General features: G+C 67.6%; 14 protein-coding genes. All 14 read left to right on the forward strand.

What is annotated here, in order from left to right:
* On the forward strand, window positions 1-3,627 hold the full coding sequence (gene tssM, locus CFB39_RS25180; RefSeq protein WP_089474871.1) for a type VI secretion system membrane subunit TssM: 3,627 nt from the start codon (window positions 1-3) through the stop codon (window positions 3,625-3,627).
* Window positions 3,609-4,304, forward strand: coding sequence for a type VI secretion system-associated protein TagF (gene tagF / locus CFB39_RS25185; protein WP_089474872.1), 696 nt, complete (start codon window positions 3,609-3,611; stop codon window positions 4,302-4,304). The genes tssM and tagF overlap by 19 nt, the downstream gene beginning before the upstream one ends.
* An 83-nt stretch (window positions 4,305-4,387) precedes the next feature.
* A complete protein-coding gene (locus CFB39_RS25190) occupies window positions 4,388-6,751 on the forward strand; it encodes a serine/threonine-protein kinase (RefSeq protein WP_089474873.1) in 2,364 nt (787 codons plus the stop codon).
* Window positions 6,738-7,853 (forward strand): type VI secretion system protein TssA, encoded by a 1,116-nt coding sequence (tssA, locus tag CFB39_RS25195; protein ID WP_089474874.1) that lies wholly within the window; start codon window positions 6,738-6,740, stop codon window positions 7,851-7,853. Before CFB39_RS25190 ends, tssA begins: the two co-directional genes overlap by 14 nt.
* A 73-nt stretch (window positions 7,854-7,926) precedes the next feature.
* A complete protein-coding gene (gene tssB, locus CFB39_RS25200; protein ID WP_089474875.1) occupies window positions 7,927-8,481 on the forward strand; it encodes a type VI secretion system contractile sheath small subunit in 555 nt (184 codons plus the stop codon).
* Window positions 8,474-9,982 (forward strand): type VI secretion system contractile sheath large subunit, encoded by a 1,509-nt coding sequence (gene tssC, locus CFB39_RS25205; RefSeq protein ID WP_046547841.1) that lies wholly within the window; start codon window positions 8,474-8,476, stop codon window positions 9,980-9,982. Before tssB ends, tssC begins: the two co-directional genes overlap by 8 nt.
* Before the next feature lie 71 nt (window positions 9,983-10,053).
* On the forward strand, window positions 10,054-10,545 hold the full coding sequence (locus CFB39_RS25210) for a type VI secretion system tube protein Hcp (RefSeq protein ID WP_027791618.1): 492 nt from the start codon (window positions 10,054-10,056) through the stop codon (window positions 10,543-10,545).
* A gap of 16 nt (window positions 10,546-10,561) precedes the next feature.
* Complete coding sequence (tssE, locus tag CFB39_RS25215; protein WP_256991455.1) at window positions 10,562-11,128, forward strand: type VI secretion system baseplate subunit TssE; 567 nt, start codon at window positions 10,562-10,564, stop codon at window positions 11,126-11,128.
* 4 nt (window positions 11,129-11,132) lie between these two features.
* Window positions 11,133-13,004, forward strand: a complete 1,872-nt coding sequence (tssF, locus tag CFB39_RS25220) for a type VI secretion system baseplate subunit TssF (protein WP_089427473.1) — start codon at window positions 11,133-11,135, stop codon at window positions 13,002-13,004.
* Between the two features lie 8 nt (window positions 13,005-13,012).
* Complete coding sequence (gene tssG / locus CFB39_RS25225; protein ID WP_306426935.1) at window positions 13,013-14,104, forward strand: type VI secretion system baseplate subunit TssG; 1,092 nt, start codon at window positions 13,013-13,015, stop codon at window positions 14,102-14,104.
* 12 nt (window positions 14,105-14,116) lie between these two features.
* The gene (gene tssH / locus CFB39_RS25230; RefSeq protein WP_089474876.1) at window positions 14,117-16,774 is read left to right on the forward strand and encodes a type VI secretion system ATPase TssH; all 2,658 of its coding nucleotides are present in this window, start codon (window positions 14,117-14,119) and stop codon (window positions 16,772-16,774) included.
* Window positions 16,771-18,975 (forward strand): type VI secretion system tip protein TssI/VgrG, encoded by a 2,205-nt coding sequence (tssI, locus tag CFB39_RS25235; protein ID WP_089474877.1) that lies wholly within the window; start codon window positions 16,771-16,773, stop codon window positions 18,973-18,975. The genes tssH and tssI overlap by 4 nt, the downstream gene beginning before the upstream one ends.
* Window positions 18,976-18,990: 15 nt before the next feature.
* A complete protein-coding gene (locus CFB39_RS25240; protein ID WP_089474878.1) occupies window positions 18,991-20,259 on the forward strand; it encodes a hypothetical protein in 1,269 nt (422 codons plus the stop codon).
* A 12-nt stretch (window positions 20,260-20,271) separates the two neighbouring features.
* Complete coding sequence (locus CFB39_RS25245; protein WP_089474879.1) at window positions 20,272-24,840, forward strand: RHS repeat-associated core domain-containing protein; 4,569 nt, start codon at window positions 20,272-20,274, stop codon at window positions 24,838-24,840.

Here is a 24,840-nt window from a genome sequence, read left to right on the forward strand (position 1 = left end):
ATGAACCAGGCTGTCGCGCGTTTCGTCCGGCCGTTGCCGTCGCGGGAGATCTGGACCTTCGCCGGTCTCGTCGTGCTCGCGTGCTTCGTATGGCTCGCGGGGCCGCTGTTCGCGTTCGCCGAGGTCCGGCCGCTCGAAAGCGGCTGGGCGCGCGGGCTCACGATCGCAGTGCTGTTCGTCGCGTGGGGCGCACGCGTCGCGTGGCGCAGCTGGCGCGCCGGCCGCCTCAACGCGCAGTTGCTGAATCAGCTGCGCGAGGCCGCGCCCGGGCCGGCTGCCGCCGACGATCCGGCGAAAGCGCAGCTCGACGAGTTGCGCAGCCGCTTCGACGAAGCCGCTTCGCTGCTGAAGAAGGTGCGCTTCGGGCAGGCCGACACCGCGCGCAAGGGCTTGCCGCGCTGGTTCGACCGGATGTCGCGCCAGTATCTGTATCAGCTGCCGTGGTACGTGTTCATCGGCGCGCCGGGCTCGGGCAAGACCACCGCGCTCGTGAATTCCGGGCTCAGCTTTCCGCTTGCCGAGCAGTTCGGCCGCGCGGCGATCCGCGGCGTGGGCGGCACGCGGCATTGCGACTGGTGGTTCACGAACGACGCGGTGCTGATCGACACGGCCGGCCGCTATACGACGCACGAGGGCAACCGCGCGCTCGACGAGGCCGAATGGAAAGGCTTCGTCGACCTGCTGAAGAAATACCGCACACGCCAGCCGCTGAACGGCGCGATGCTGACGATCAGCGTGGCCGACCTGCTCGGCGCGTCGGAGGCCGAACGCACGCAGCATGCGATGGTGCTGCGCAAGCGGCTGCTCGAGTTGCGCGCGCAGCTCGGCATCCGCTTTCCCGTGTACCTGCTCGTGACGAAGGCCGACCTGCTCGCGGGCTTCGCCGAGTATTTCAGCCACTACGGCCGCGCGGAATGCGCACAGGTGTGGGGTTTCACGTTCCCGCTCGCGCAAAGCGAGGCGCCGGGCTTCGACCTGCGCGCGGCATTCGACCGCGAATACCGGCTGCTGCACCAGCGGCTGAACGACGGGCTGCCCGAACTGCTCGCCGCGCAGACCGACGCGCGCCAGCGCGAGATGACGTACCTGCTGCCGCAGCAGATCGCCGACCTGCAGGACATGCTCGGCCAGTTCGTCGCCGAGGTGTTTTCCGTGTCGAGCTACGAGCCGATGCCGATGCTGCGCGGCGTCTACCTGACGAGCGGCACGCAGGAGGGCACCGCGTTCGATCGCGTGATGAGCGGCATCAAACGCTTCCTGAAGATCGAGGGCGTGCCGCCGGTCGCGCAGGTCGGTTCGACCGGGCGCAGCTTCTTCCTGAAGTCGCTGCTGCAGGAGCACATCTTCCGCGAAGCCGCGCTTGCCGGCAGCGACCTGCGCTGGCACCAGAAGCGGCGCGTGCTGCAGATCGCCGGCTACGTGCTGCTCGCGCTGGTGTGCGTGGCCGTGCTGTTTGCGTGGCTGCGCAGCTATTCGAACAACCGCACGTATCTCGACCAGATCGCCGGGCGCGTGCCGGCCGTCGATGCGCAGATCGCCGGCGCGAAATTCTCCGATGCGGCCGACGTCGCGCGCCTGCTGCCCGTGCTCGACGCGCTCGGCAACCTCGCGAATGCGGGCGGCGTCGACCTGCAGCATCCGCCGCTGGCGTATCGGTGGGGGCTGTTCCAGGGCGAGAAGATCGACGAAGCCGTCGACGCCGTGTACCGGCGCGCGCTCGAAGACGTGCTGCTGCCGATCGCCGCGAGCCGGATGGAGGCCGCGCTGCGCGATGCACGGCCCGACGAGACCGAATACGCGTATGCGGCGCTGAAGGCGTACCTGATGCTGTACGACAGCGCGCACTACGATCCCGCGTTCGTGCAGGCCGTCGTCGACCTCGAGATGGAACGCGCGCTGCCGCCCGATTTCTCGCCGGCCGAACGCGCCGCGCTGCGTGCGCATCTTGCCGCGCTGTTCGGCAACCGGGTCGCGGTGTCGCCGTATCCGATGAACGAGCGGCTCGTGGCCGACGTGCGCGACCGGCTGCGCCAGGTGCCGTTCTCGCAGCGGCTGTACCGGCAGATGACGATGACGCTGCGGCCGGCCACCTCCGCGTTCGACTTCAGCGTCGCGCGGGCGGTCGGCCCCGACGCTTCACTGGTGTTCCGCCGGCAGAGCGGCAAGCCGCTGTCGGAAGGCGTGCCGGGGCTCTACACGCGCAACGGCTATCGCAACGTGTTCGCGCCGCGCCTGGCCGGCGAGGTCGAAGCGTACGGGCGCGAGGAGGTGTGGGTGCTGAACCTCGGGCTGTCCGAGATTCCCGGCCCGAACGACGCGGCCGCGTGGGCGCGCGATATCCGCCAGCTCTACCTGAACGACTACCTGAAGATCTGGGACGACTATCTCGCCGACATCAAGCTGCAGCGCACCGCGACGCTCGCGCAGAGCATCCAGGTGGCGCGCGCGCTGTCCTCCGCCGATTCGCCGCTCACGCGGCTGATGGTGGCGCTCGCACGCGATACGGCGCTCGGCGACGCACCGGGCGGGGCGCGCAATCTCGCGGCGCGCGCGCAGGACAAGGTCGACGAGGCGCGCAGCTCGCTGTCGCAGATCTTCGCGGGCCAGGGCAGCAATTCGAGTGCGTCCGCGGCGGCGCCCGCGAGCGCCGAGCAGATCGTCGACAGCCACTTCGCCGGGCTGCGTGCGTTCGCGCCGGGCAGCGGCGACCAGGCGTCGGCATTCAACGACGTGCTGAAGTCGATCGACGCGCTGTACACGTACCTGACAGCCACCGACGACGCGCTGAGGAGCGGCGCGCAGCCGCCGCCGTCCGATGCGCCCGCGAAGCTGCGCGCCCAGGCCGGCCGCCTGCCGACACCATTCCGCGAAGTGCTCGACGACCTGTCGAACGTCGCGAACGGCAGCGTGGCGACCGTCGAGCAGCGCAGCGTCGCGACGCGGGCCGGCGCGAACGTCGGCGACTTCTGCCGGCAGGCGATCGCGGGCCGCTATCCGTTCGCGCGCGGCGCGGCGCGCGACGTCGCGCCGGCGGATTTCGCGCAGATGTTCGCGCCCGGCGGCCTGATGGACGACTTCTTCCAGAAGAACCTGCAGTCGATCGTCGATACGACGTCGCACCCGTGGCGCTTCGCGAACCGCAATGCGGACGCCGATCCGTCGGCCGCCGCGATGCTGGCGTCGTTCGAGAAGGCGGCGGTGATCCGCGACGTCTATTTCGGCGGCGGTGCGCGCACCGCGCAGTTGAAGGTGCAGATCCAGCCGCTCGAAATGGACCCGTCGATCACGGAGATGGTGCTCGACGTCGACGGGCAGATCGTCCGCTACGCGCACGGCCCGCTCGTGCAGAGCGCGGTGAACTGGCCGGGCCCGCGCGGCAGCAACCAGGTGCGGCTGCAGGTGTCCGGGCAGGCCGGCGCGACCGACGGCTTCTCGACCGACGGGCCGTGGGCGCTGCACCGGCTGTTCGACCGCGCGGGGGTGTCCGCCGGGCGCGGTTCCGACCAGATGATTGCGCGCTTCACGGTCGACGGCAAACCGATCGTGCTGCAAGTGAATGCGGGCAGTGTCCGCAACCCGTTCAGGCTGCCCCAGATGGAGTCCTTTACATGCCCGCCGAAGCCATGATCCCGACACCGCCGTTCACGCGTACCGACGGCGATGCGCCGGCCTGGTACGGGAAGATTCCCGGCGCCGGCGACTTCGTGAACAGCCGGCTGCCGCATGCGCTCGCGCTGTGGTGGGAGCGCTGGCTCCAGCAGGGCATGGCCGCGATGCGCCAGCGCGGCGCGGACGAGATCGAGCGCCACTACACGGTCGCGCCGGTCTGGAACTTCCTGATTCCGGCGGGTGCGGGCGCGTCGTGCATTCAGCCGGGCTGCCTCGCGCCGAGCTGCGACCGGGTGGGGCGCTACTACCCGGTGATCGTCACGCTGCCGATGCGTGCGGCCGATTACTGGAACGGGCTGCCGGATGCCGCCGACACGTTCTACTGGCAGGTCGGCCAGGCGCTGCTCGACACGATCCGCCATGCACGCGCGCCCGGCGATCTCGAGCAGATGCTGGCGCGTGTGCGGCTCACGCAGGGCGACGACACGTACGCCGACATCGTCGACGGCATGCCGGCGCCGCCGCCGGAACGGCCGGCCCCGGCCGCGTGGCCCGGGCTGTCCGGTTACTTCGATCCGCACGGCGGCACCAGTTTCTGGTGGACCAACCGCGCGGACGGATCGCCGCTGCGCACGCATGCGCATACGGGCACGCCCGACAACGCGCTATTCCTGACGCTGTTCGGCGGCAGCTAGCGGCCCCCGGCTGACCGACGGCGGGCCGCCGGGTGCGGCGGGTGCGGCGGGTGGAAAGGACGCGGTTTCGAGAGGTGGTGGAGATGAAGGACGCTGGATCGAGAGACAACGAGCACGACACGGCGACACGCAGCGACGCATCCGAATTCACGGTGCGGCCGCTGCCGCTCGGCCATCGCCTGGGCGAACTGCAGCTCGACGAGGTGCTGGGCATCGGCGGCTTCGGGATCGTCTATCGCGCATTCGACCGCACGTTGCGGCGCGCGGTCGCGATCAAGGAATACATGCCGTCGATGCTGGCCACGCGCGGCGGCGACTATACGGTGTCGCTGCGCTCCGAGCGGTTCGCGCAGGCCTTCGACGCCGGGCGCGGCGCGTTCCTCAACGAAGCGCGCCTGCTCGCGCAATTCGACCATCCGGGGCTCGTCAAGGTCCTGCATTTCTGGGAAAGCCACGGCACCGCGTACATGGTGATGCCGTTCTACGAAGGGCGCACGCTCAAGCAACTGCTCGACGGCGGGATGCGGATCAGCGAGACGCAGTTGCGCAATATCGTCGGCGCGCTGCTCGGCGCGCTCGACACGCTGCATCGCGCGCAGTGCTTCCATCGCGACGTCGCGCTCGACAACGTGCTGATCCGGCCGAACGGCAGCGCGATCCTGCTCGACTTCGGCGCGGCGCGCAAACGGATCGGCGACCTGGTCGACGACGGCGCGATGATGATCAAGCCCGGCTATGCGCCGATCGAGCAGTACACCGACGATCCCGCGTTCAGCCAGGGGCCGTGGACCGACCTCTATGCGCTCGGCGCGGTGATGCACGCGATGATCACCGGCGAGCTGCCGCCCGCGGCCGTCGTGCGCAGCATCAAGGACACGTACCGGCCGCTCGCGTCGCGCGAACTGCCGGCCGGCGAGGTGTACAGCCCGGCGTTTCTCGCGGCGGTCGATCATGCGCTGCAGTTGCGGATTCCGGATCGGCCGGAATCGGTCGCGGCGTTCGCGGCGGAGCTCGGGTTGCGGGACGTCGGGACGGGTGGCGGATATGGCGCGGCGGTCGTGCCGCCGGTGGGTGAGGCAGGCAGGAGCGGGGAAGGGAAGGGGGAGGCTTCTGCTGCGTCCGGTACGGCGTCGGCTGTTGGCGCGGCTTCGATCGGCGCGGGCGGGACCGCTTCGGGCAACGCTGCGCCGGATGGGCGAGCGTTGACAGCCGGTGGTGCGGATCATGTGTCTACACCCACGGACACGGCATCCGCAGCGTCTGGCGTGTCCGGCGCCAAGCCGGCGGCCGATATGCCTTCGACGTCCAAAACCGTCGCGCAAGGCGCCGCCGTTGCGGCTGCGGGCTCGCTCGCAGCGTCTGCTGCATCGCATGCGTCTCAATCGCCTGCGAAACCGGTTGAAAAGCCGGTCGAATCCGAAACGGCGAACGGAAACGTCGAACGCGCGCAAGAAGCGCCCGCTGCACGAACTGACACACACGACGCAGCCGGTACGCGATCCCCAACGACCGACGCCGGCGTCGGTGCGCGCGGTGCGGCGGGTTCCGGGAATGCGAACGCATCCGCGACTGCCGGCACCGCTGGTTCGAGCGCACCGCATCCCGCCGCATCGGCGTCGGCCTCGTCATCGAGTGGCGCATCCGGGCCGACCGGCGCCCAACGCGGCCACGCTCCGCCTGGATCGCGCAACCGCCGCCTGCCTGTCTACGTCGGCAGCGCGCTCGTTGCGCTGATCGCCGTCGGCCTCGCGGCGACTTATCTGTCGCGTCCCGCCCGCGTCGCCGACGAGGCCGCGCCGGCCGCCAGCCGGCCGCAGGCCGGTACGTCACCGCCCGCGAGCACGCCGGGCGCCACGCTGGCCCAGCAAGGGCCGACACCGACCGTCGTGCCGCCGTCGAGCCTCCCGGCCGGATCGTCAACGCAGGTTCCGCCGCCCCCCGTCGCCGCCGCACCGGCCAGCGCGCCTGCCGTCGAAGCCGCCACGCCCGCGCCGCAGGTTGCGACCACCGTGACGAACCCGGCCCCGTCGCCGTCGGGCTCCAGCTCTGGCATCGCGCCCGCCGGCAGCCTCGATTCGTCGGAACGCGTCGTCAACGTGCCGCCGTCGGAAGCGGCCGCCACACCGGCGACCGCGACGACACCCGCACCGAAGGCGCCGTCGGAGGCAGAGACTGCCGTCGCCGCCGTCACCGCGCCAACGGCAGAGTCGCAGCCGCGGCCGCCGAAGGCGCAGGAAACCGTGCAGGTGCGTTTCAACGTGCGGCCATGGGGCGACGTCTACGTGAACGGCGCGCGGCGCGGTGCGAGCCCGCCGCTGCGCTCCGTATCGTTGACGCCGGGCGTCTACGTGATCGAGATCCGCAACGGCACGCTGCCGCCGTTGCACCGCACCGTGGCGATCGACTTCGGCAGCAAACCGGTCAACATCGACTATGCATTCGAATGACGTCAGCCAGGCGGCGCTGGCCGCCGCCGCACATGCCACGGTGCCGCCCGGCCTGCCGGCGACCCCGCGCGCCGACCTGATCGGCCGGCTGCTCGCGGACGTCGCGCCCGATGCGCCGTGCGGTGCGAACCTCGAATACGACGCCGAGTTCCTGCAACTGCAGGAGCGCGCGACACCGCGTGCCGAGCAGCAATACGGCGACACCGTGATTCCGGCCGAAGCGCCCGACTGGCGGGCGGTCGAGCGGCTCGCGCTGGCGCTGTCGGCGCGCACGAAGGATCTGCGCGTCATCGCCTGTCTCGCACGAAGCTGGACCGAGCAACACGGCATTCCCGGCTATGCGGACGCGCTGGCGCTCGTCGCGAACCTGCTCGAACGCCGCTGGGACGACCTGCATCCGCGGCTCGACGCGGACGGCGAACCGGACCCGACATTGCGGATGAACGCGCTCGCCGAGATAGCCGGCGCGCACGACTGCGCGCGCGCGGCGCGCCGCCAGCCGCTGTTCGACGGCGGGCCGAGCGTGCGCGATGCGGAACGGCTGCTCGACGGCCGCGACGACGCCGGCAGCCCCGTGGCGGGCAGCCGCGAAAGCCTGCTGGCTGCGCTGTCGGCCGCGCGCAGCGACGGCACGACGCCGCTCGACGCGGCGCGCGCGGCACTGCACGCACTGGAGGCGATCCGCGCGGACGTGACGGACAGGCTGGGCCGCGAATGGGCGCCCGACGAAGGCGACGCCGAGAAGGCGTTGCAACGGATCGTGCGCGAAGTGCCGCCGCTCGAGCCGCAACCGGTGTCGCCCGACATGCAGCAGGCCGCGCCCGGCGACACGGCGCAGCCAGGCGCTGCCGCAACCGCGCCGGCTGCACGACCGAACGCGCACGCCTGGCGCGATGCCGAGGTCACGAGCCGCGATGACGTGCGCATCGGCCTCGACAAGATGTGCCGCTATTTCGAGCAACACGAGCCGAGCCATCCGGCGCCGCTGCTGCTGCGGCGCGCGCAGCGGCTGCTCGCGCTCGACTTCTACGAAATCATCCGCGATCTCGCGCCGGAGAGCCTGCCGAAGCTGGACCTGCTGAGCGGCGAGCGGAGCGAATGACACGAGCGAGCGCCGCCGCGACGCGGGCGGTGACGACCAACTGCGCAACCTGATCGATGTGAAGGAGTGGACGATGACGGACAGAACCAAGGCGGCAGGCAGCGGACAGAAGTTCATCGCGCGCAATCGGGCGCCGCGCGTGCAGATCGAGTACGACGTCGAGACCTACGGCGCGGAACGCAAGGTGCAGTTGCCGTTCGTGATGGGCGTGATTTCCGACCTGGCGGGCAAGCGTGCGGAGCCGTTGCCGGACTTGCCGGAGCGGAAATTTCTCGAGATCGACGTCGACAACTTCGACGAGCGGATGAAATCGGTCGCGCCGCGTGTCGCGTTCCAGGTGCCGAACACGCTGACGGGCGAAGGGATGCTCAACGTCGACATGACGTTCGAGCAGATCGACGATTTCTCGCCGGCCGCGATCGCGCGCAACGTCGACGCGCTGCGCCGGCTGCTGGAGGCGCGCACCGAGCTGTCGAACCTGCTGTCGTACATGGACGGCAAGCATGGCGCCGAGCAGCTGATCGAGCGCGCGATCAACGATCCCGACCTGCTGAAGACGCTCGTGCGCAACCCGCACGAGCCCGCGCAGGGCGGTGACACGACCCAACCGGAGGCCCGCGATGAATGATCCCGTCCAATCCCGTGCGGACACGCGCGACGCCGCGCAACCGGCCGTCGCGCACGACGAATTCGCCGCGCTGCTGCAGAAGGAGTTCAAGCCGAAGACGGCCGAGGCGCGCGAGTCGGTCGAGCGCGCGGTGCGCACGCTCGCGCAGCAGGCGCTCGAACACACGGTCGGCATGACGACCGACGCGTACGGCAGCGTGAAGCAGATCATCGCGGAGATCGACCGCAAGCTGTCCGAGCAGATCAACCAGATCCTGCATCACAACGAATTCCAGACGCTCGAAGGCGCGTGGCGCGGGCTGCATTACCTGGTCACGCACACCGAGACCGACGAGCTGCTGAAGATCAAGGCGCTACCGGCGTCGCGCAACGAGGTCGCGCGGATGCTGAAGCGCTACAAGGGCGTCGCGTGGGATCAGAGCCCGCTGTTCCGCAAGATCTACGAAGAGGAATACGGGCAATTCGGCGGCGAGCCGTTCGGCTGCCTGGTCGGCGATTTCCATTTCAACCACAGCCCGCCGGACGTCGAGATGCTCGGCGAGCTGTCGAAGATCGCGGCGGCCGCGCACGCGCCGTTCATCGCCGGGGCGTCGCCGGAGCTGATGCAGATGGATTCGTGGCAGGAGCTGTCGAACCCGCGCGACCTGACGAAGATCTTCCAGAACACCGAATACGCGGCGTGGCGCAGCCTGCGGCAGTCGGAGGATTCGCGCTACATCGGCCTCGCGATGCCGCGCTTTCTCGCGCGGCTGCCGTATGGTGCGCGCACCAACCCGGTCGACGAATTCGACTTCGAGGAAGACACCGACGCCGCGAACCACGACCGCTACACGTGGGCGAATTCGGCGTATGCGATGGCCGCGAACATCAACCGCTCGTTCAAGCAGTTCGGCTGGTGTTCGTCGATCCGCGGCGTCGAATCGGGCGGGGCGGTCGAAGGGCTGCCGAGCCACACGTTCCCGACCGACGACGGCGGCGTCGACCAGAAATGCCCGACCGAGATCGCGATCAGCGACCGCCGCGAGGCCGAGCTCGCGAAGAACGGCTTCATGCCGTTCGTGCACCGGAAGAACTCGGATTTCGCGGCGTTCATCGGCGCGCAGTCGCTGTACCAGCCGGCCGAGTACCACGATCCCGACGCGACCGCGAACGCGCGGCTGTCCGGTCGCCTGCCGTACCTGTTCGCGTGCTGCCGCTTCGCGCATTACCTGAAGTGCATCGTGCGCGACAAGATCGGCTCGTTCCGCGAACGCGACGACATGGAGCGCTGGCTGAACGACTGGATCATGAACTACGTCGACGGCGACCCCATCAACTCGTCGCAGGAAACCAAGGCGCGCAAGCCGCTCGCGGCCGCGCAGGTGGTGGTCGACGAGGTCGAGGACAACCCCGGCTACTACACGTCGAAATTCTTCCTGCGGCCGCACTACCAGCTCGAAGGGCTCACGGTGTCGCTGCGGCTCATCTCGCGGCTGCCGACCGCGAAGGCGGCCAACGAGTGAGCAGCGCAGCAAGCAACGATCGGCATTCAACGCGGCATTCATCCTGACATCGCACTGAAACGGAGACGGCAATGGGCGTGGCAATGTTTATGAAGGTGGACGGCGTGACCGGCGAATCGGCGGACGCGCAGCACAAGGGCTGGACCGACATCCAGTCGTTCACGTGGGGCGCGAGCCAGCCGGGCGCGATGGCGAGCGGCAGCGGCGGCAACGCGGGCAAGGCGAGCTTCAACGATCTCGTCGTCGCCGCGTACATGGACAAGGGCGCGCCCGCGATCATCAAGAACTGCGCGAACGGCAAGCATCTGTCGTCGGTCGAGATCTCCGCGTGCAAGACGGGCGGCACGCAGGTCGAGTTCATGCGCGTGACGCTGCAGGAGGTGCTCGTCACGTCCGCGCAGGTCGCGGGCATCGATCCGGGCGACGTCGCCGACCGGCTGATGATGCATTACGGCTTCCAGGCCGCGAAGGTGAAGAAGCAGTACTGGCAGCAGAACGACAACGGCGGCAAGGGCGCGGAGGTGACCGTCGGCTGGAACATCAAGGAAAACACCGAGATGTGACGGCGCGGAGATGACGATGGACGACCCGCGAACCCGCGACGGCCGCGATGGCCGCGACGGCAGGGAAGGCAGCCTGCGCGACCGGCTCCAGCCCGCGCTGCTCGACCGGCTCACCGACGACACGCCGCAGCGCGCCGCCGAAGCGCCCGGCGCGCAGTGGATCGGCACCGAACGCCTGCGTGCGGCCGTGCTGCGCGATCTCGCGTGGCTGCTCAACACGCGCAACGCCGAGGACGGCTTCGTCGACTGGTCGGCGTTCGCGCACGCGCAGGCGTCGGTGCTCAACTACGGGATGCGGCCGCTCGTGGGCAAGCCGATGTCGGGCGTCGAGCGGATGTCGGTCGAGGCGTCGATCCGCGACGCGATCCTCCGCTTCGAGCCGCGCATCGCGCCCGACAGCGTCGAAGTTCGCAGCGTGATCGACGCGGCCGGCGGCCGGGCCGGCGAACGGCGCCACAACGTGTTGCTGTTCGAGATTCGCGGCACGCTGTGGTCGATCCCGCATCCGCTCGAATTCGTGCTGCGCTCCGACCTCGATCTCGAGACGGGCGCGATGTCGCTGCAATCGGTGGCGGGGGCCTGACGCGATGGATACGCGCCTGCTCGACTACTACAACCGCGAACTCGCGTACCTGCGCGAGCTCGGCGGCGAATTCGCGCAGCAGTTCCCGAAAGTGGCCGCGCGGCTGCGGCTCAACGAATCGGGGCCGCCCGATCCGTACGTCGAGCGGCTGCTCGAAGGCTTCAGCTTCCTCACCGCGCGCGTGCAGCTCAAGATGGACGCCGAGTTTCCGCGCTTCACGCAGGCGCTCCTCGATGCCGTCTATCCCGGCTATATCGCGCCGCTGCCGTCGATGGCGATCGTGCGGTTCGCGCCGCTGCTGAACGAAGGCAGCCTGGCGCAAGGCTGGCGGCTGCCGGCCGGCACCGCGCTGCGCGCGCGTCCGGCCGCGTCCGAGCAGACCGCCTGCGAATTCCGCACCGCGCATGACCTGACGCTGTGGCCGCTCGAACTGACCGATGCGACCGTCACCGGCGCGCCGTCGTGGCTGCCGCGCGGCGCGTTCGCCGCGCGGCAGGACGTACGCGGCGCGCTGCGCATCCGGTTGGAGGCGCGCGGCGGTGCCAAACTGTCCCAGTTGCCGCTCGACCGGCTGACGTTCCATCTCGCCGGCCCCGAACGCGACGCGCTGCATCTGCTCGAACTGATTGCCGCGCATGCGCTCGGCGTCGTGTGCCACGATCCGGCGCAGCCGCCGCGCTGGCTGCATACGCTCGACGCCGACGCGATCGTTCACGAGGGCTTCGATCCCGCGCAGGCGATCCTGCCCGACGACGGCCGCAGCTTCCACGGCTACCGGCTGCTGCGCGAGTATTTCGCGTTTCCGGCGCGTTTCCTGTTCTTCAGCATCGGCGGGCTGCGCGCCGCGCTCGCACGCGCGACCGGCGACGCGTTCGAACTGACCGTGCTGTTCGATCGCCACGATGCGGCGCTCGAGGCGGCCGTCAGCGCGAAACACCTCGCGCTGAACTGCACGCCGGCCGTGAACCTGTTCGCGCGCCGCGCCGACCGCATTCCGCTGCAGCCGGGCGCGCGCGAGCACCATGTCGTCGTCGATCGCAGCCGGCCGCTCGACTACGAGGTCTATGCGGTGCAGCGGCTCGCGAGCGAGCAGCGCGACGATGGCCAGTCGCGCGAATTCCGGCCGTTTCATGCATCGTTCGCGAGCGACGACGGCAATCACGGCGCTTACTACACGGTGCGGCGCGAACCGAGGCTGGTCTCGTCTCAGGCACGTGCGAACGGCACGCGCACCGGCTACGTCGGCAGCGAGACCTACGTGTCGCTCGTCGACAGCCAGTGCGCGCCGTACGACGAAACGATGCGTTACCTGGCGGCCGATACCCTGTGCACGAATCGCGATCTCGTGCTGCTGCAGCCGCCCGGCGACGCGAACACGTTCACGTTGCGCGTGTCGGCCCCGGTCGAGAACATCGTCGCGATCCGCGGCCCGTCGCGGCCGCGCCCGCCGATCGCCGATGCGCAAACCGCGTGGCGGCTGATCCGCCATCTCGGGCTCGCACGCCACACGCTGACCGATCTCGACGACGAAGAGGGCGCGCATGCGCTGCGCGAACTGCTCGGCCTGCATGCCGACCCGGCCGATGCCGCGATGCGCCGGCAGATCGACGGCGTGCTGCGCGTGGCGTTCTCGCCGGTGTTCCGCCGGCTGCCGGCGTCCGGCCCGCTGATGTTCGGACGCGGCGTGCAGGTCGACGTGACCGTCGACGATCATGCGTTCTCCGGCGACAGCCCGTTCCTGCTCGGCGCGGTGCTCGAACAGTTCTTCGCGCGGCACGTGTCGATCAACGCGTTCGCCGAATGCGTGCTGACCAGCGCGCAGCGCGGCACGCTCGCGCACTGGCCGGCGCGCATCGGCAGGCGGCCAGCGATATGAAGCGCGATATGTCACCGGGTGCCGGGCCGGCTGCCGAAGCCGCACGCCGCGAAGCGTGGTGGGCACGCCTGCGTGCCGCGCCGCACGGTTACGACCTGTTCCAGGCGCTGCGCTGGCTCGATGCGCTGTCGCCGGGCCGCGCGCCGCTCGGCCATGCGACGCGGCCGCGCGACGAGCCGGTGCGGCTCGGGCAGCAGCCGTCGCTCGCGTTCGCGGCTTCGATGCTGGCCGGCGTGAGCGACGACGGCAGCGGCATGCCGCCGCGCATCGCGATCCACGGGTTCGGGCTGTTCGGCCCGAACGGGCCGCTGCCGACGCACCTGACCGAATACGCGCACGAACGCGCCGCGCAGCACGACGATCCGACGTTCGCCGCGTTCGCCGACCTGTTCCATCACCGGCTGATCCTGCTGTTCTACCGCGCCTGGGCCGACGCACAGCCGACGGTGAGCCTCGATCGCCTGGAGCGCGCCCGGTTCGACGGTTATGTCGCGAGTTTGATCGGCCGGGCGGCGCAGGGCGACAAGCCGGTTGCGAAAGCCGACATCCACGCCGACGCCGACACGCTCGCGCCGCATGCGCGCTATTTCCACGCGGGCCATCTCGTGCGGCACACGCGCAACCCGGAAGGGCTCGTGCAGATCCTGCGCCGGCATTTCGGTGTCGAGGCGCGCATCGTCGAGCACGTGCCGCAGTGGGTCGCGATCGAACGTTCGCAGCGCTGCACGATCCGCGCGACGCGGCCGACGTTGCGGGTCGGCGCCGTCGCGCTCGGTGCGGCCGTGCGCGATGCGCAGTCGCGCTTCCGGATCGTGCTCGGCCCGCTGTCACTCGACGCGTACCGCCGTTTCCTGCCGGGCGGCCCGCATGCACGGCAGCTCACGCAATGGGTGCGCGAATACGTCGGCATCGAGTTCGACTGGGACGTGCAGCTCGAACTGGCCGCCGACGCGGTGCCGGCGATTGCGCTCGGCGCGCCGCAGGGCATCGGCCGCACCGCGTGGCTCGGGCAACGGCTCGACCCCGGCCCCGCGCGCGACCTCGTCGTCCGCTACGACGTGCGGCGCGGCGGCGCACCCCTTCATCGCGAAACCGCCTAAACGGGAACCGTCATGTCCGATATCGGCCGCGCCAACCTGTTCGGAAAGCTGAATCCGTTCCTCTACGAGACGCTCGAGCAGGCGACCGGCTTCTGCCGGCTGCGCGGCAATCCGTATGTCGAGCTTGCGCACTGGTTCAAGCAGATGCTGCAGCGGCCCGATGGCGACCTGCAGCGCGTGCTGCGCCACTTCGGCGTGGACGACGCCGCGATCGACCGCGGGCTCGTTACCGCGCTCGACAAACTGCCGCGCGGCGCGGGCTCCGTGTCGGATCTGTCCGTGCACATCGACGATGCGGTCGAACGCGCGTGGGTCTACGCGACGCTGAAGTACGACGCGACGCGCATTCGCGGCGCGGTGCTGCTGCTCGCGATCCTGAAGACACCGCAGTTGCGCAACGTGCTGCTGGCGATCACGCGCGAATTCGAGCGCATCGTGCCGGACGTGCTCGCCGACGACCTCGCGTCGATCGTCGAAGGCTCGCCCGAAGCGCCACCGGCCGGGCAGGCGGCGCCGGGCGGCGACATGACGATGCGCGGCGCGACCGCCGCCGACGGCTCGGCACTCGCGCGCTTCGCCGTCGACCTGACCGCCCGCGCACGGGCCGGCGAGATCGATCCGGTGATCGGACGCGATCCGGAGATTCGTCAGATCGTCGACATCCTGCTGCGACGCCGGCAGAACAACCCGCTGCTGGTCGGCGAGGCCGGCGTCGGCAAGACGGCGGTCGCGGAAGGCTTCGCGCTGCGGATTGCCGCCGGCGACGTGCCGCCGTCGCTGCAGGACGTCGCGCTGTACCTGCTCGACATCGGGCTGCTGCAGGCCGGCGCGAGCGTGAAGGGTGAATTCGAGAGCCGGCTGCGCGGCGTGATCGACGAAGCGATGTCGTCCGAGCGGCCGGCGATCCTGTTCATCGACGAAGTCCACACGCTCGTCGGCGCGGGCGGGGCCGCCGGCACCGGCGACGCCGCGAACCTGCTGAAGCCCGCGCTCGCCCGCGGCCTGCTGCGCACGATCGGCGCGACCACGTGGTCCGAGTACAAGCAGTACATCGAGAAGGACCCGGCGCTGACGCGACGCTTCCAGCTCGTGCACGTCCATGAACCGGAGGAAGCGGCCGCGCTGACGATGCTGCGCGGCCTCGCCGGAAAGCTCGAGACCCACCACCGCGTGCTCGTGCTCGACGATGCGCTGGAGGCCGCCGTCACGCTGTCGCACCGCTACATTCCCGCCCGCCAGTTGCCGGACAAGGCGATCAGCCTGCTCGATACGGCCTGCGCGCGCGTCGCCGTCAGCCAGCACGCGGTACCCGCGCCGATCGAAGATGCACGCCGCCGCATCGACAGCCTGCGCGTCGAACAGGAGCGGATCGGGCGCGAATGCGCGCTCGGTACCGGTGATACGGCGCGGCGCGACGCGATCGAGCACGACATTGCTACCGCCCGAACCGAACTCGATCGCCTCGACACGCGCTGGCAAACCGAACGCGACGCGTTGACCGCGATCGTCGATGCCCGTGCGCTGCTGCTCGACGACGATCCGTCCCACGCACTCGATGCGGATGCACGGGCTGCGGCGCAAGCGCGTCTCTCGGTTGCCCAGCAAGCGCTGGCCGACCTGCAGGGCGATGCGCCGCTCGTGCTGCCCGCCGTCGACCCACACGCGGTGGCCGCGGTCGTGGCCGACTGGACCGGCATTCCGCTCGGCCGCATGGTCGGCGACGAAACGCAGGCCGTGCTGAAGCTCGCCGATACGCTCGGCGAACGCGTCGTCGGCCAGCAGCACGCGGTCGAGCTGATCGCCGAGCGCATCCAGACCGCGCGCGCCAAGCTCGACGATCCGAAGAAGCCGCATGGCGTGTTCCTGCTGTGCGGGCCGTCCGGCGTCGGCAAGACCGAGACCGCGCTCGCGCTCGCCGACACGCTGTACGGCGGCGAACACAACGCGATCACGATCAACATGAGCGAATTCCAGGAGGCGCATACGGTGTCGACACTGAAGGGCGCGCCGCCCGGCTACGTGGGCTACGGGCAGGGCGGCGTGCTCACCGAAGCCGTGCGCCGCCGCCCGTACAGCGTCGTGCTGCTCGACGAGATCGAGAAGGCGCACCGCGACGTGCACGAGATTTTCTTCCAGGTATTCGACAAGGGCTGGATGGAGGACGGCGAGGGGCGCGACATCGATTTCCGCCATACCGTGATCCTGCTGACGTCGAACGTCGGCGCCGATCGCGTGATGCAGCTGTGCCGCGACGCCGAGCGCCTGCCCGACGTGCAGACGCTCGCCGATGCGCTGCGCGCGCCGCTGCTCGACGTGTTTCCCGCCGCGCTGCTCGGCCGGTTGACCGTCGTGCCGTACTACCCGCTCACCGACGCGACGCTCGCGCGGATCGTCGCCTTGCAATTGCGGCGGATCGAGCAGCGGATCGACGCGCACCACGGCATCCGGCTGCGCTGCACCGATGCGGCGACCGCGCTGGTCGTCGAGCGTTGCAGGACGATCGAATCCGGCGGCCGGATGGTCGACGCGATCCTCACGCACACCGTGATGCCGCGCATCGGCCGCGCGATCCTGCAGGCCACGCTCGAGGGTCGCACGCTGTCGTCGATCGAGCTGAGCGCCGCCGACGGCGAATTCGCGTACCGGTTCGACGAGGAGGAAACGACTTGAATCGCGTATTCACACTCGACACCCCGCACGGCGACGGCCTCAAGTTCCATACGCTCGACGGCAGCGATGAACTCGGCCGCCTGTTCGAATTCCGGATCGAGGCGCTTGCCGACAGTCACAGCCTGTCGCTGAAGGACATGCTCGGCAAGCCCGTGACGGTCCGGATCGAACAGCAGGACCGGTCGACCCGCTACCTGAACGGAATCGTTGCGCGCGCGTCGCTTTCCGGCCGGCGCGCCGAGCGCTACTACGGCTACGAGCTGATCGTGCGCCCGTGGCTGTGGCTCGCGACGCGCCGCTCCGATTGCCGGATCTTCCAGAACAAGACCGTGCCCGAGATCGTGCAGGAGGTGCTGTCGACGTACGGCTTTCCGATCGAGAACCACCTCGCCGAATCGTATGTGCCGCGCGACTATTGCGTGCAGTACAACGAGACCGATGCCGCGTTCGTGTCGCGGCTGATGGAGTTCGAGGGGATCTACTTCTGGTTCCGGCATGCGGAGGACACGCATACGCTGATGCTCGGCGACGCGATGTCGTCGCATACCGTGCTGCCCGGCTACGAGACGATTCCGTACATCGCGCGCGACCGCACCGCGATCGCCGACGAGGAGCACATCGACGGCTGGCTGCCCGCGCAGGCGGTGAGCGTCGGCCGGCACCAGACCACCGACTATGACTATACGAAGCCGCGCGCCGATCTTTCGTCGCAGAAAGTCGATCCGCGTGGGCACGATCACGACAGTTTTGCTTCGTTCGAGTGGCCGGGTGGGTATCGCGACGATGCACCCGGTGCGCATTACAGCCGCGTGCGGCTCGAGGAACAGCAGGCGGAACATGAACGGGCGAGCGCCGATACCGATGTGCGGGGTGTCGCGCCCGGTTATCTGTTCACGCTCGAACATTGCCCGCGGGCGGACCAGAACCGCGAATACCTGATCGTGCGGTGCCAGTACCGCTTTCAGGAGAACGCGTATGCGAGCGACCAAGGTGCGGAAGCCGTCGTGCATCAGACGATGATGCTCGTGCAGCCGTCGAGCCTGCCTTACCGGTCGCCGCGCGAGACGCCGCGGCCGCGCACCAACGGGCCGCAGACGGCCACCGTCGTCGGGCCGCCGGGGGAGGAAATCTGGACCGACCAGTACGGGCGCGTGAAGCTGCAGTTCCGCTGGGATCGGTACGGGCAGAGCAATCAGGATTCGTCGTGCTGGGTGCGGGTGTCGAGTCCGTGGGCCGGGGGTGGGTTCGGGGGCGTGCAGATTCCGCGGGTGGGCGATGAGGTGGTCGTGGATTTTCTCAATGGCGATCCGGATGAGCCGATCGTCACCGGGCGGGTTTTCAACGGCGAGAAGATGCCGCCGTGGGGGCTGCCGGGCAGTGCGACGCAGAGCGGGCTGTTGTCGCGGTCGTCGCCGGGTGGAACGACCGACCACGCCAATGCGTTCCGGTTCGAGGACAAGAAGGGCGCCGAGCAACTGTGGATGCACGCGGAAAGGAATTTCGATGCGGAGACGGAGCTCGATCATTCGCTTTCCGTCGGGAACAACCATACGCATACGGTCGGGAACGACGAAACGATGCAGGTGAAGAACAACCGGCAGAGGAGCGTGGGGCAGAACGAGACGGTGAATATCGGGCAGAACCGGGTCGCGCAGATTGGGGCGAACGAGACGCATGGGGTTGTCGGCAACCGGACGCGGACGGTCGGGCAGAACGAAACGGTGACGATCGCCGCGAATCGCGACGCGACGATCGGTGGCGTGCATACCGAGACGGTCGCCAAAGCCAAGACCGAAACGATCGGCGAGGGCAAGACGTTGAGCGTCGCGCAGCTTTATCACACGACGTCTCAGGACATGAAGACGCAGGTCGCGTCCACGCATACCGAGGAAATCGGCACGCGAACGTCGACGATCTCGAACGCCCATACGCACACGGTCGGCGGCGAACACACCGTCAACGTCGGTGCGAGCCATACGACGAACGTACAGCATCAGGTGACCGTCAACGCCGGCGACCAGCTTTCGCTCGTCTGCGGGATGTCCAGCATCGTGATGAAGCGCGACGGCACGATCACGATCCAGGGCGTCAATGTCGCGTCGACCGGTACCGAAAGCCACAGTGTGCGCGGAACGACGGTGACGTCGTCGGCCACGGGCGAGCATACGGTCGAGGGCACCGTCCTGAAACTGAATCCATGATGGAGGTCCGCACGAATGCAGCAGAACTGGCAGCCGACCAATCCCGTAGAGCGCAGGTTCATGGACGCGCATTCGGACTGGATGCGTTTCGCGAAGGACCAGGCCGCTCGGTTGATGATCTGGTACACGGATGAAGCGGATTCTCCGCTCGTGCGGTTGTATTTTCAGGCTCAGGAGGACACGTCGTGCGCGGTTCGAACGATGCGCACGGCGTTCGCGACCGAAACGCGCTACGCACAGGCGTTGGCCGACGAGCTGATTGCCTTCTACGACAGCCGCCGCGCTGCATCCGACGCAGCGGGAATCCGTACCGACTGGCAGCCGCCGTTTTTCGACGGCGTCGATCCGGTCCGTTACCTGCTCACCGTGGCCACCAGCCTGATCGAACATCACCCGGATGTGTTCCCGGCACTGGTATTCGTGCTCGCGCCGTCCCGGACGGATGACGAATCCGCATGGGTGCGGTGGATGGATGGCCTGCTGTCGACCCTCGCCGCGACGCCGCAACTGGGTGAGCGCGTGCGCTTCGTCGTGCCGCGCACGGTTATCGAGCCGGTCGCGCCGCTGGTTCAGCATCATCCGAATCTGGTCTGCATCGTGCACGGCAAGTATTCGATGGCGAGCGTGCCGCGCGAACTGCTCGCGGAGTCGGGCGAACGCGGGTCGAGCGGCGAATTCCGGCGGCTGTTCGTCACGATGAGCGAGACGGTGAAAGGCGGCAATCCCGCGCGCCTCGAAGCACTCCGCGCGGCGGCGCTGGAAGTGGCCGGGCGCGAGAAGTGGTTCGACCAGTGCGTCATCGTGCATCTGATTGCTGGCGCCGCATATCTGAAATGGCGCGACCACGAGCATGCCGTCGATGCATATCGGCAAGCAGCGGAAAGCGGCACGCATGCGGTGAACGCCGGACATCCGGCCGGCTGGAAGCTCGTCGCCAACGGATTGTTCGGCGAGGCGAGCGTGCATCTGATGGTCAGGGATCATGCGCGCGCCGCTTACTGCTACGAGCGGGCGGCCGCGTCGACGGCCGCCGCGCAGGATGCGTTGATGACCGTCGAAGCGTGGCGCATGAGCGCCGTATGCTGGGAGCGGGCAGGGGAGCGCGAGCACGCGCTGGAAGCCGGCTTCAATGCACTTGATGCGGGCTTGACGCTGGACGACGCGACACGCCTGAACAGCAACCTGCAGCTCGTCGTCGAGTGGATGGTGTCGCAGGTCGGGGCGTTCGACCGGCGTCGCGCCGAACTCCGCGAGAAAGTCGCCGCCTTGCGCGGCGGCCGCTGAACGGAGACGCGCATGGGATTGCCCGCGGTCAAACATCTCGATCCGGTCGTCGGGGTCGACCTGCATTCGGTATTGGTAGCGCCGAGTCCGACACCGGTATTCCTGCCGCATCCCCATGTCGGGTTCATGCTTGACCTGCGCGAATATGTGAACGCTGCATTGGGCGTCATCGGTGCGATCGCCTTCACGATCATCGAGGAAAAGGCGGTTGAATATCTTGAAGACCATCCGGACGACGCGAAGAAGCTCGAGGACACGGCCCAAGCCGTTTCCGGCGAGCTTCAGAAACTGGCGAAGGATCCCACTGTTGCTCAAGCGCTGAAGGGGGCAAAGACTGCGGGCGATATCGCAAACGCGGTGGGGGCGGGCGTCGGGATGGGCAGCATCGCGGGTCGGCCGATCTTCGTGAACGGGATGCTGCGGGCTACCGCGGGTACGCATGCATTCCATGCGCCGGCGCTGCATTTTCCGCTCGGCGAATCGTTCGCGCCACCCGATCCGGACCCATCTAACGACGCGGAAGCCTACATGGGCAGCAAGACCGTGCTCGCGAACAACGACCCGATGGCGTTCCTGGCGCTGCCGGCGATGAGCTGCTGGGCGGTCGGCCTGGAACCGCCGACGCACAACGGTGCGCATACGAAGCGCGAGCATCTGTCGTTGCCGACGTCGTTCATGCTGCCGATTCCGACCGGACGCCCGGTGCTGGTTGGTGGACCGCCGATCGTCAACATGGCGGCGCTGGCGAAGGGATTGTTCAAGGCGTTCCGCGGGTCGAAGTGGGCGAAGACGCTGGCTGACAAGCTGCATCTGAAGCCGGGTTTTTTGCGGTGCAAGGTGCTGGATGCAGAGCCCGTCGATTCGATCACCGGCGAGGTGATCGTCCAGCAGCATGACTTCACGATCGCCGGACGGTTACCGCTCGTCTGGAGCCGCTACTACGCGAGTCACGACACGTGGCGAGGCGCGATTGGCGCCGGCTGGCAGACGCCGGCCGATATTCGGCTCGACCTGATCCGGCACACCGGCGACGCGACGGGCGTTGTTGCATACCTCGCTGAACACGCGACGGCGTTCGATACGATGCCCGATTCAGCCGGTTGGCCCGCGCGCGTCTATGACTGGCAGTACGGATACGCACTCTATCGACGCGACGATCGGCTCGTCATGAGGACACGCGCCGGAATCGAATACGAATTCGCATTGCCGGTCCACCGGCAGCGCGCGATGCCGATGCCTGCGGAGAATGCGGTGTCGACGTTGCCCATCGAGAAAATCGCGGACCTCAACGGCAACGCCTGGGTGTTCGAGCGAGGGCCCGATGGCACGCTGAGGCGCCTGCTCGAGTGGACACGTAACGGGGCAAGCAGGCGAGCAGTCCGGTGCGAAACGGATCCGACGGGCTCGACCAGGACGCAAACAAATTTGCTCAGTGCGCTGATATTGATCGACGCCGACGGCCATGCCCATCCGCTGGTCGGTTACGAGCAAGACCGGAACGGCAATCTCGTTACCGTGCTCGATGCAATGGGCCAGCCGCATCGATTCACGTACGGAGAAGGGCACCGGCTGTTGCGCCACACGAGCGCCGCCGGCGTCTCTTTCTACTACAGCCATCGGCGTGGCGACGACGAAGTATGGCGTGTCGACCATGCATGGGGCGACGACGGGCTTTTCGACTATCGCTTCGATTACGATATCGCGCATCACGAGACGTGTATCACCGATTCCAGAGGGAACCAGACGATCCTGCAAGCGAACGAACGCGGCTTGCCCGTCGCCCGGATCGACCCGCTCGGCGGCGTCACGAGCTATCGGTACGATGCGCGCTGGCGCACCAGCCAAAGCGTCGATCCGGCTGCACGCGCCACCGCGTGGCAGTATGACCCGCACGGCAATCTGATTGCAAAGATGCGGCCGGACGGGGGTGTCGTCCGTGCAGCCTACGACTCGGATCAGAGGCTGGTGTCCATCACTGCGCCGGGAGGGAGGCAATGGCGGTACGAATGGGATGAGTTCGGCAAGCTGCTCGGACAGATTTCGCCGGCCGGTGCGCGTTCACGGTATGTCCATGACGAGCACGGGCAATTGATATCGCATACGGAACCCCGCGGCGCAACGACGTATTTTTCCTACGACGACGATAGCAACCTGATCGAAGTCATCGACGCGCTTGGACATCGTACGACGTATGCCTATGACGCACGGGCCAACGTCACCCGTAAAATCAACGCGCTGAATCAGATCAGCCGCTACGAGTTCGATCGCAACGGCAATCTGACGCGAGCAATCGAGCCCGGCGAGCGGGAAATCCTTCTCGAATATGACGCTGACGGTAACCTGACACGCTATCGCGATCCCAACGGCCAGGTGACTCGGATGGAATATGCCGCGCTGGGTCAGATACGTAGACGGCTGGCGCCGGACGGGAGCGTGGTGGAGTATCGGTACGACAGTGAGCAGCAGTTGATCGGCGTCGTCAACGAGCGCGGCGAGTTGTATCACCTCGTGCGTGATGCACTGGGACGTGTCACCGAAGAGACCGACTACTGGGGCCAAACACGCCGTTATCGGTACGGCGTGGCAGGTGAACTGCTTCAAAGCATCGACCCGCTCGGGCAAACGATCGAATACGGCTACGATCGATCCGGCCGTCTCGTCCAGAAGCGTGCAGCGGGTCCGACGGGCGATGACCACGTATACATTGATCGTTTTTCGTACGATTCGAACGGCGATCTGGTGCTCGCGCAGAACCCGTTCAGTCGCGTCGAAATCCGCCATGACGCAGACGGCAGGGTGATCGAGGAACGTCAGTGCGACGCAGGGCAGGGGAGTGCCTTTACGATTGCCAGCGTCTATGACGTGGCCGGCAACCGAATCGAACGCGCGACGCGAATCGTTGCCGGTAACCAGATCGTCGAACATGTCGTGCGCTATACGTACGACGCGTCAAATGCCGTAACGTCTGTCCAGATCGACGACGCCGCGCCGACCGTCATCGCTCGGGATCCGCTCGGTCAGGCTCGAACCGAGCATTTGGGTGCCGACTTGCAGCGTGACCTCTCATACGAATCCAGCGGCCGGCTCGCGTCGCAGGTTCTGTTGACCTCAGCCGGGGCCACGCTGCTTGCAAGCGATTACTCGTACGATGCGAACGGCGAGTTGATCGAAAAATGCGATGCGCTCGGCAATTCAGATTACTTTCGCTATGACCCACTGGGCTATCTCACCGAGCATCTCGATTCCTTCGGACGTCTCAATCGCTTGTTGCGCGACCCTGCCGGCGATCTGCTGAAAATGCGAATCCGCGAACGCCTCACGGCGGGCGCCACGAATCCTGGATCAACCGGGATCTGGGTCCGCGAAGGCGAATACGACGGACAGCACCACGAATACGATCGAGCGGGAAACTTGATACGGCGGCACAACTGCAGTCAGGATATGACGCTGCATTGGGATGCAGCGGGCCAACTGGAAGAATCGGTCGCGGTACGACTCGATGTTCCGGAAGCGTCTGGACTGCCGGCCCGCATCCGCGCACATTACGAGTACGATCCATTTCAGCGACGCGTGCGCAAAATAACGCATGTGGAATCGCCGGGCGGCGAAAATTCGATCTCTCCATCACAGATCAGTCGTTTCTTCTGGGATCGTAATACGCTCGTCGGCGAATATACGACCGAAGCGCGCGCGAACAGCCATCATACGGCGCCCGCGCCGGGCTGCGCCCGTGAATGGGTTCATTACCCGGGAACATTTCGAACACTTGCGACGGTATATACCGAATTGATGGCAGGCAAGGAGACGGCATCGACCGCGGGCTCGTTACCTCGGCCCGAAATGACGTACTTTTTCCAGAACGATCCAAACGGGGCGCCAGTGCGAATGCATGACCGCCACGGCAAAGTTGTCTGGGAGGCATTTTACGGCCCGACGGGATCTGCAACGGAACGGGGCGGGGCAACGGCCGCCGGACAGCCGCTGAGACTGCAAGGGCAATACTTCGACAAGGAGTCAGGTCTGCATTACAACCGGCACCGGTACTTTGACCCGGCAACCGGAAGCTTCATCAGCCAGGATCCGATCGGCCTCGAAGGCGGGCGCAATCCTTACATGTTCGCCCCCAATCCGTATTCGTGGATCGATCCGCACGGGACTGATTGCAAGAGCGAATTCAGAAAATGGGCGCTGGAGAAAATCTGGGCCAAAGCCAATCATCCGTTGCGCTTTCTGCTCGGACGAGACGACGCCGGCAACCGGATCAAAGCGTTCACGCGTCCGCCTTCGCGCAGGCACGAAGATCTCATCGACTGGGCGAATGGGCCGACTATCGAAGCCGGGCACGTTACGAGCAAGCATTCCGGCGAACCGGAGCTCCTCGGTTTGCAGGACGCCTGGGAAAATCAAATGGACAATTGGTTTGGCGAAAGGCACGGTGTCATCGTGACGCGTAATGGCGTCATCGAAATCGGCGGCGTCCCGGTACATACAAGAACAGCAGAAGAATGGGAGGAATACGGATACTTGCCGCCGGGCACGGTTGCCAAAGCGCCAAAAAGTAGCGGTTGGTCACAACCGTGA

This window comes from Burkholderia sp. AU6039 (assembly GCF_002223365.1).
Taxonomy (GTDB): domain Bacteria; phylum Pseudomonadota; class Gammaproteobacteria; order Burkholderiales; family Burkholderiaceae; genus Burkholderia.

Bases quoted from the DNA above. Each gene is read 5' to 3' on its own strand.
- CFB39_RS25240 (WP_089474878.1), top strand. From the start codon at position 18,991: ATGCAGCAGAACTGGCAGCCGACCAATCCCGTAGAGCGCAGGTTCATG.
- tagF (WP_089474872.1), top strand. From the start codon at position 3,609: ATGCCCGCCGAAGCCATGATCCCGACACCGCCGTTCACGCGTACCGAC.
- tssH (WP_089474876.1), top strand. From the start codon at position 14,117: ATGTCCGATATCGGCCGCGCCAACCTGTTCGGAAAGCTGAATCCGTTC.
- tssE (WP_256991455.1), top strand. From the start codon at position 10,562: ATGGACGACCCGCGAACCCGCGACGGCCGCGATGGCCGCGACGGCAGG.
- tssB (WP_089474875.1), top strand. From the start codon at position 7,927: ATGACGGACAGAACCAAGGCGGCAGGCAGCGGACAGAAGTTCATCGCG.
- tssG (WP_306426935.1), top strand. From the start codon at position 13,013: ATGTCACCGGGTGCCGGGCCGGCTGCCGAAGCCGCACGCCGCGAAGCG.
- CFB39_RS25210 (WP_027791618.1), top strand. From the start codon at position 10,054: ATGGGCGTGGCAATGTTTATGAAGGTGGACGGCGTGACCGGCGAATCG.
- tssC (WP_046547841.1), top strand. From the start codon at position 8,474: ATGAATGATCCCGTCCAATCCCGTGCGGACACGCGCGACGCCGCGCAA.
- CFB39_RS25190 (WP_089474873.1), top strand. From the start codon at position 4,388: ATGAAGGACGCTGGATCGAGAGACAACGAGCACGACACGGCGACACGC.
- tssM (WP_089474871.1), top strand. From the start codon at position 1: ATGAACCAGGCTGTCGCGCGTTTCGTCCGGCCGTTGCCGTCGCGGGAG.
- tssA (WP_089474874.1), top strand. From the start codon at position 6,738: ATGCATTCGAATGACGTCAGCCAGGCGGCGCTGGCCGCCGCCGCACAT.
- CFB39_RS25245 (WP_089474879.1), top strand. From the start codon at position 20,272: ATGGGATTGCCCGCGGTCAAACATCTCGATCCGGTCGTCGGGGTCGAC.
- tssF (WP_089427473.1), top strand. From the start codon at position 11,133: ATGGATACGCGCCTGCTCGACTACTACAACCGCGAACTCGCGTACCTG.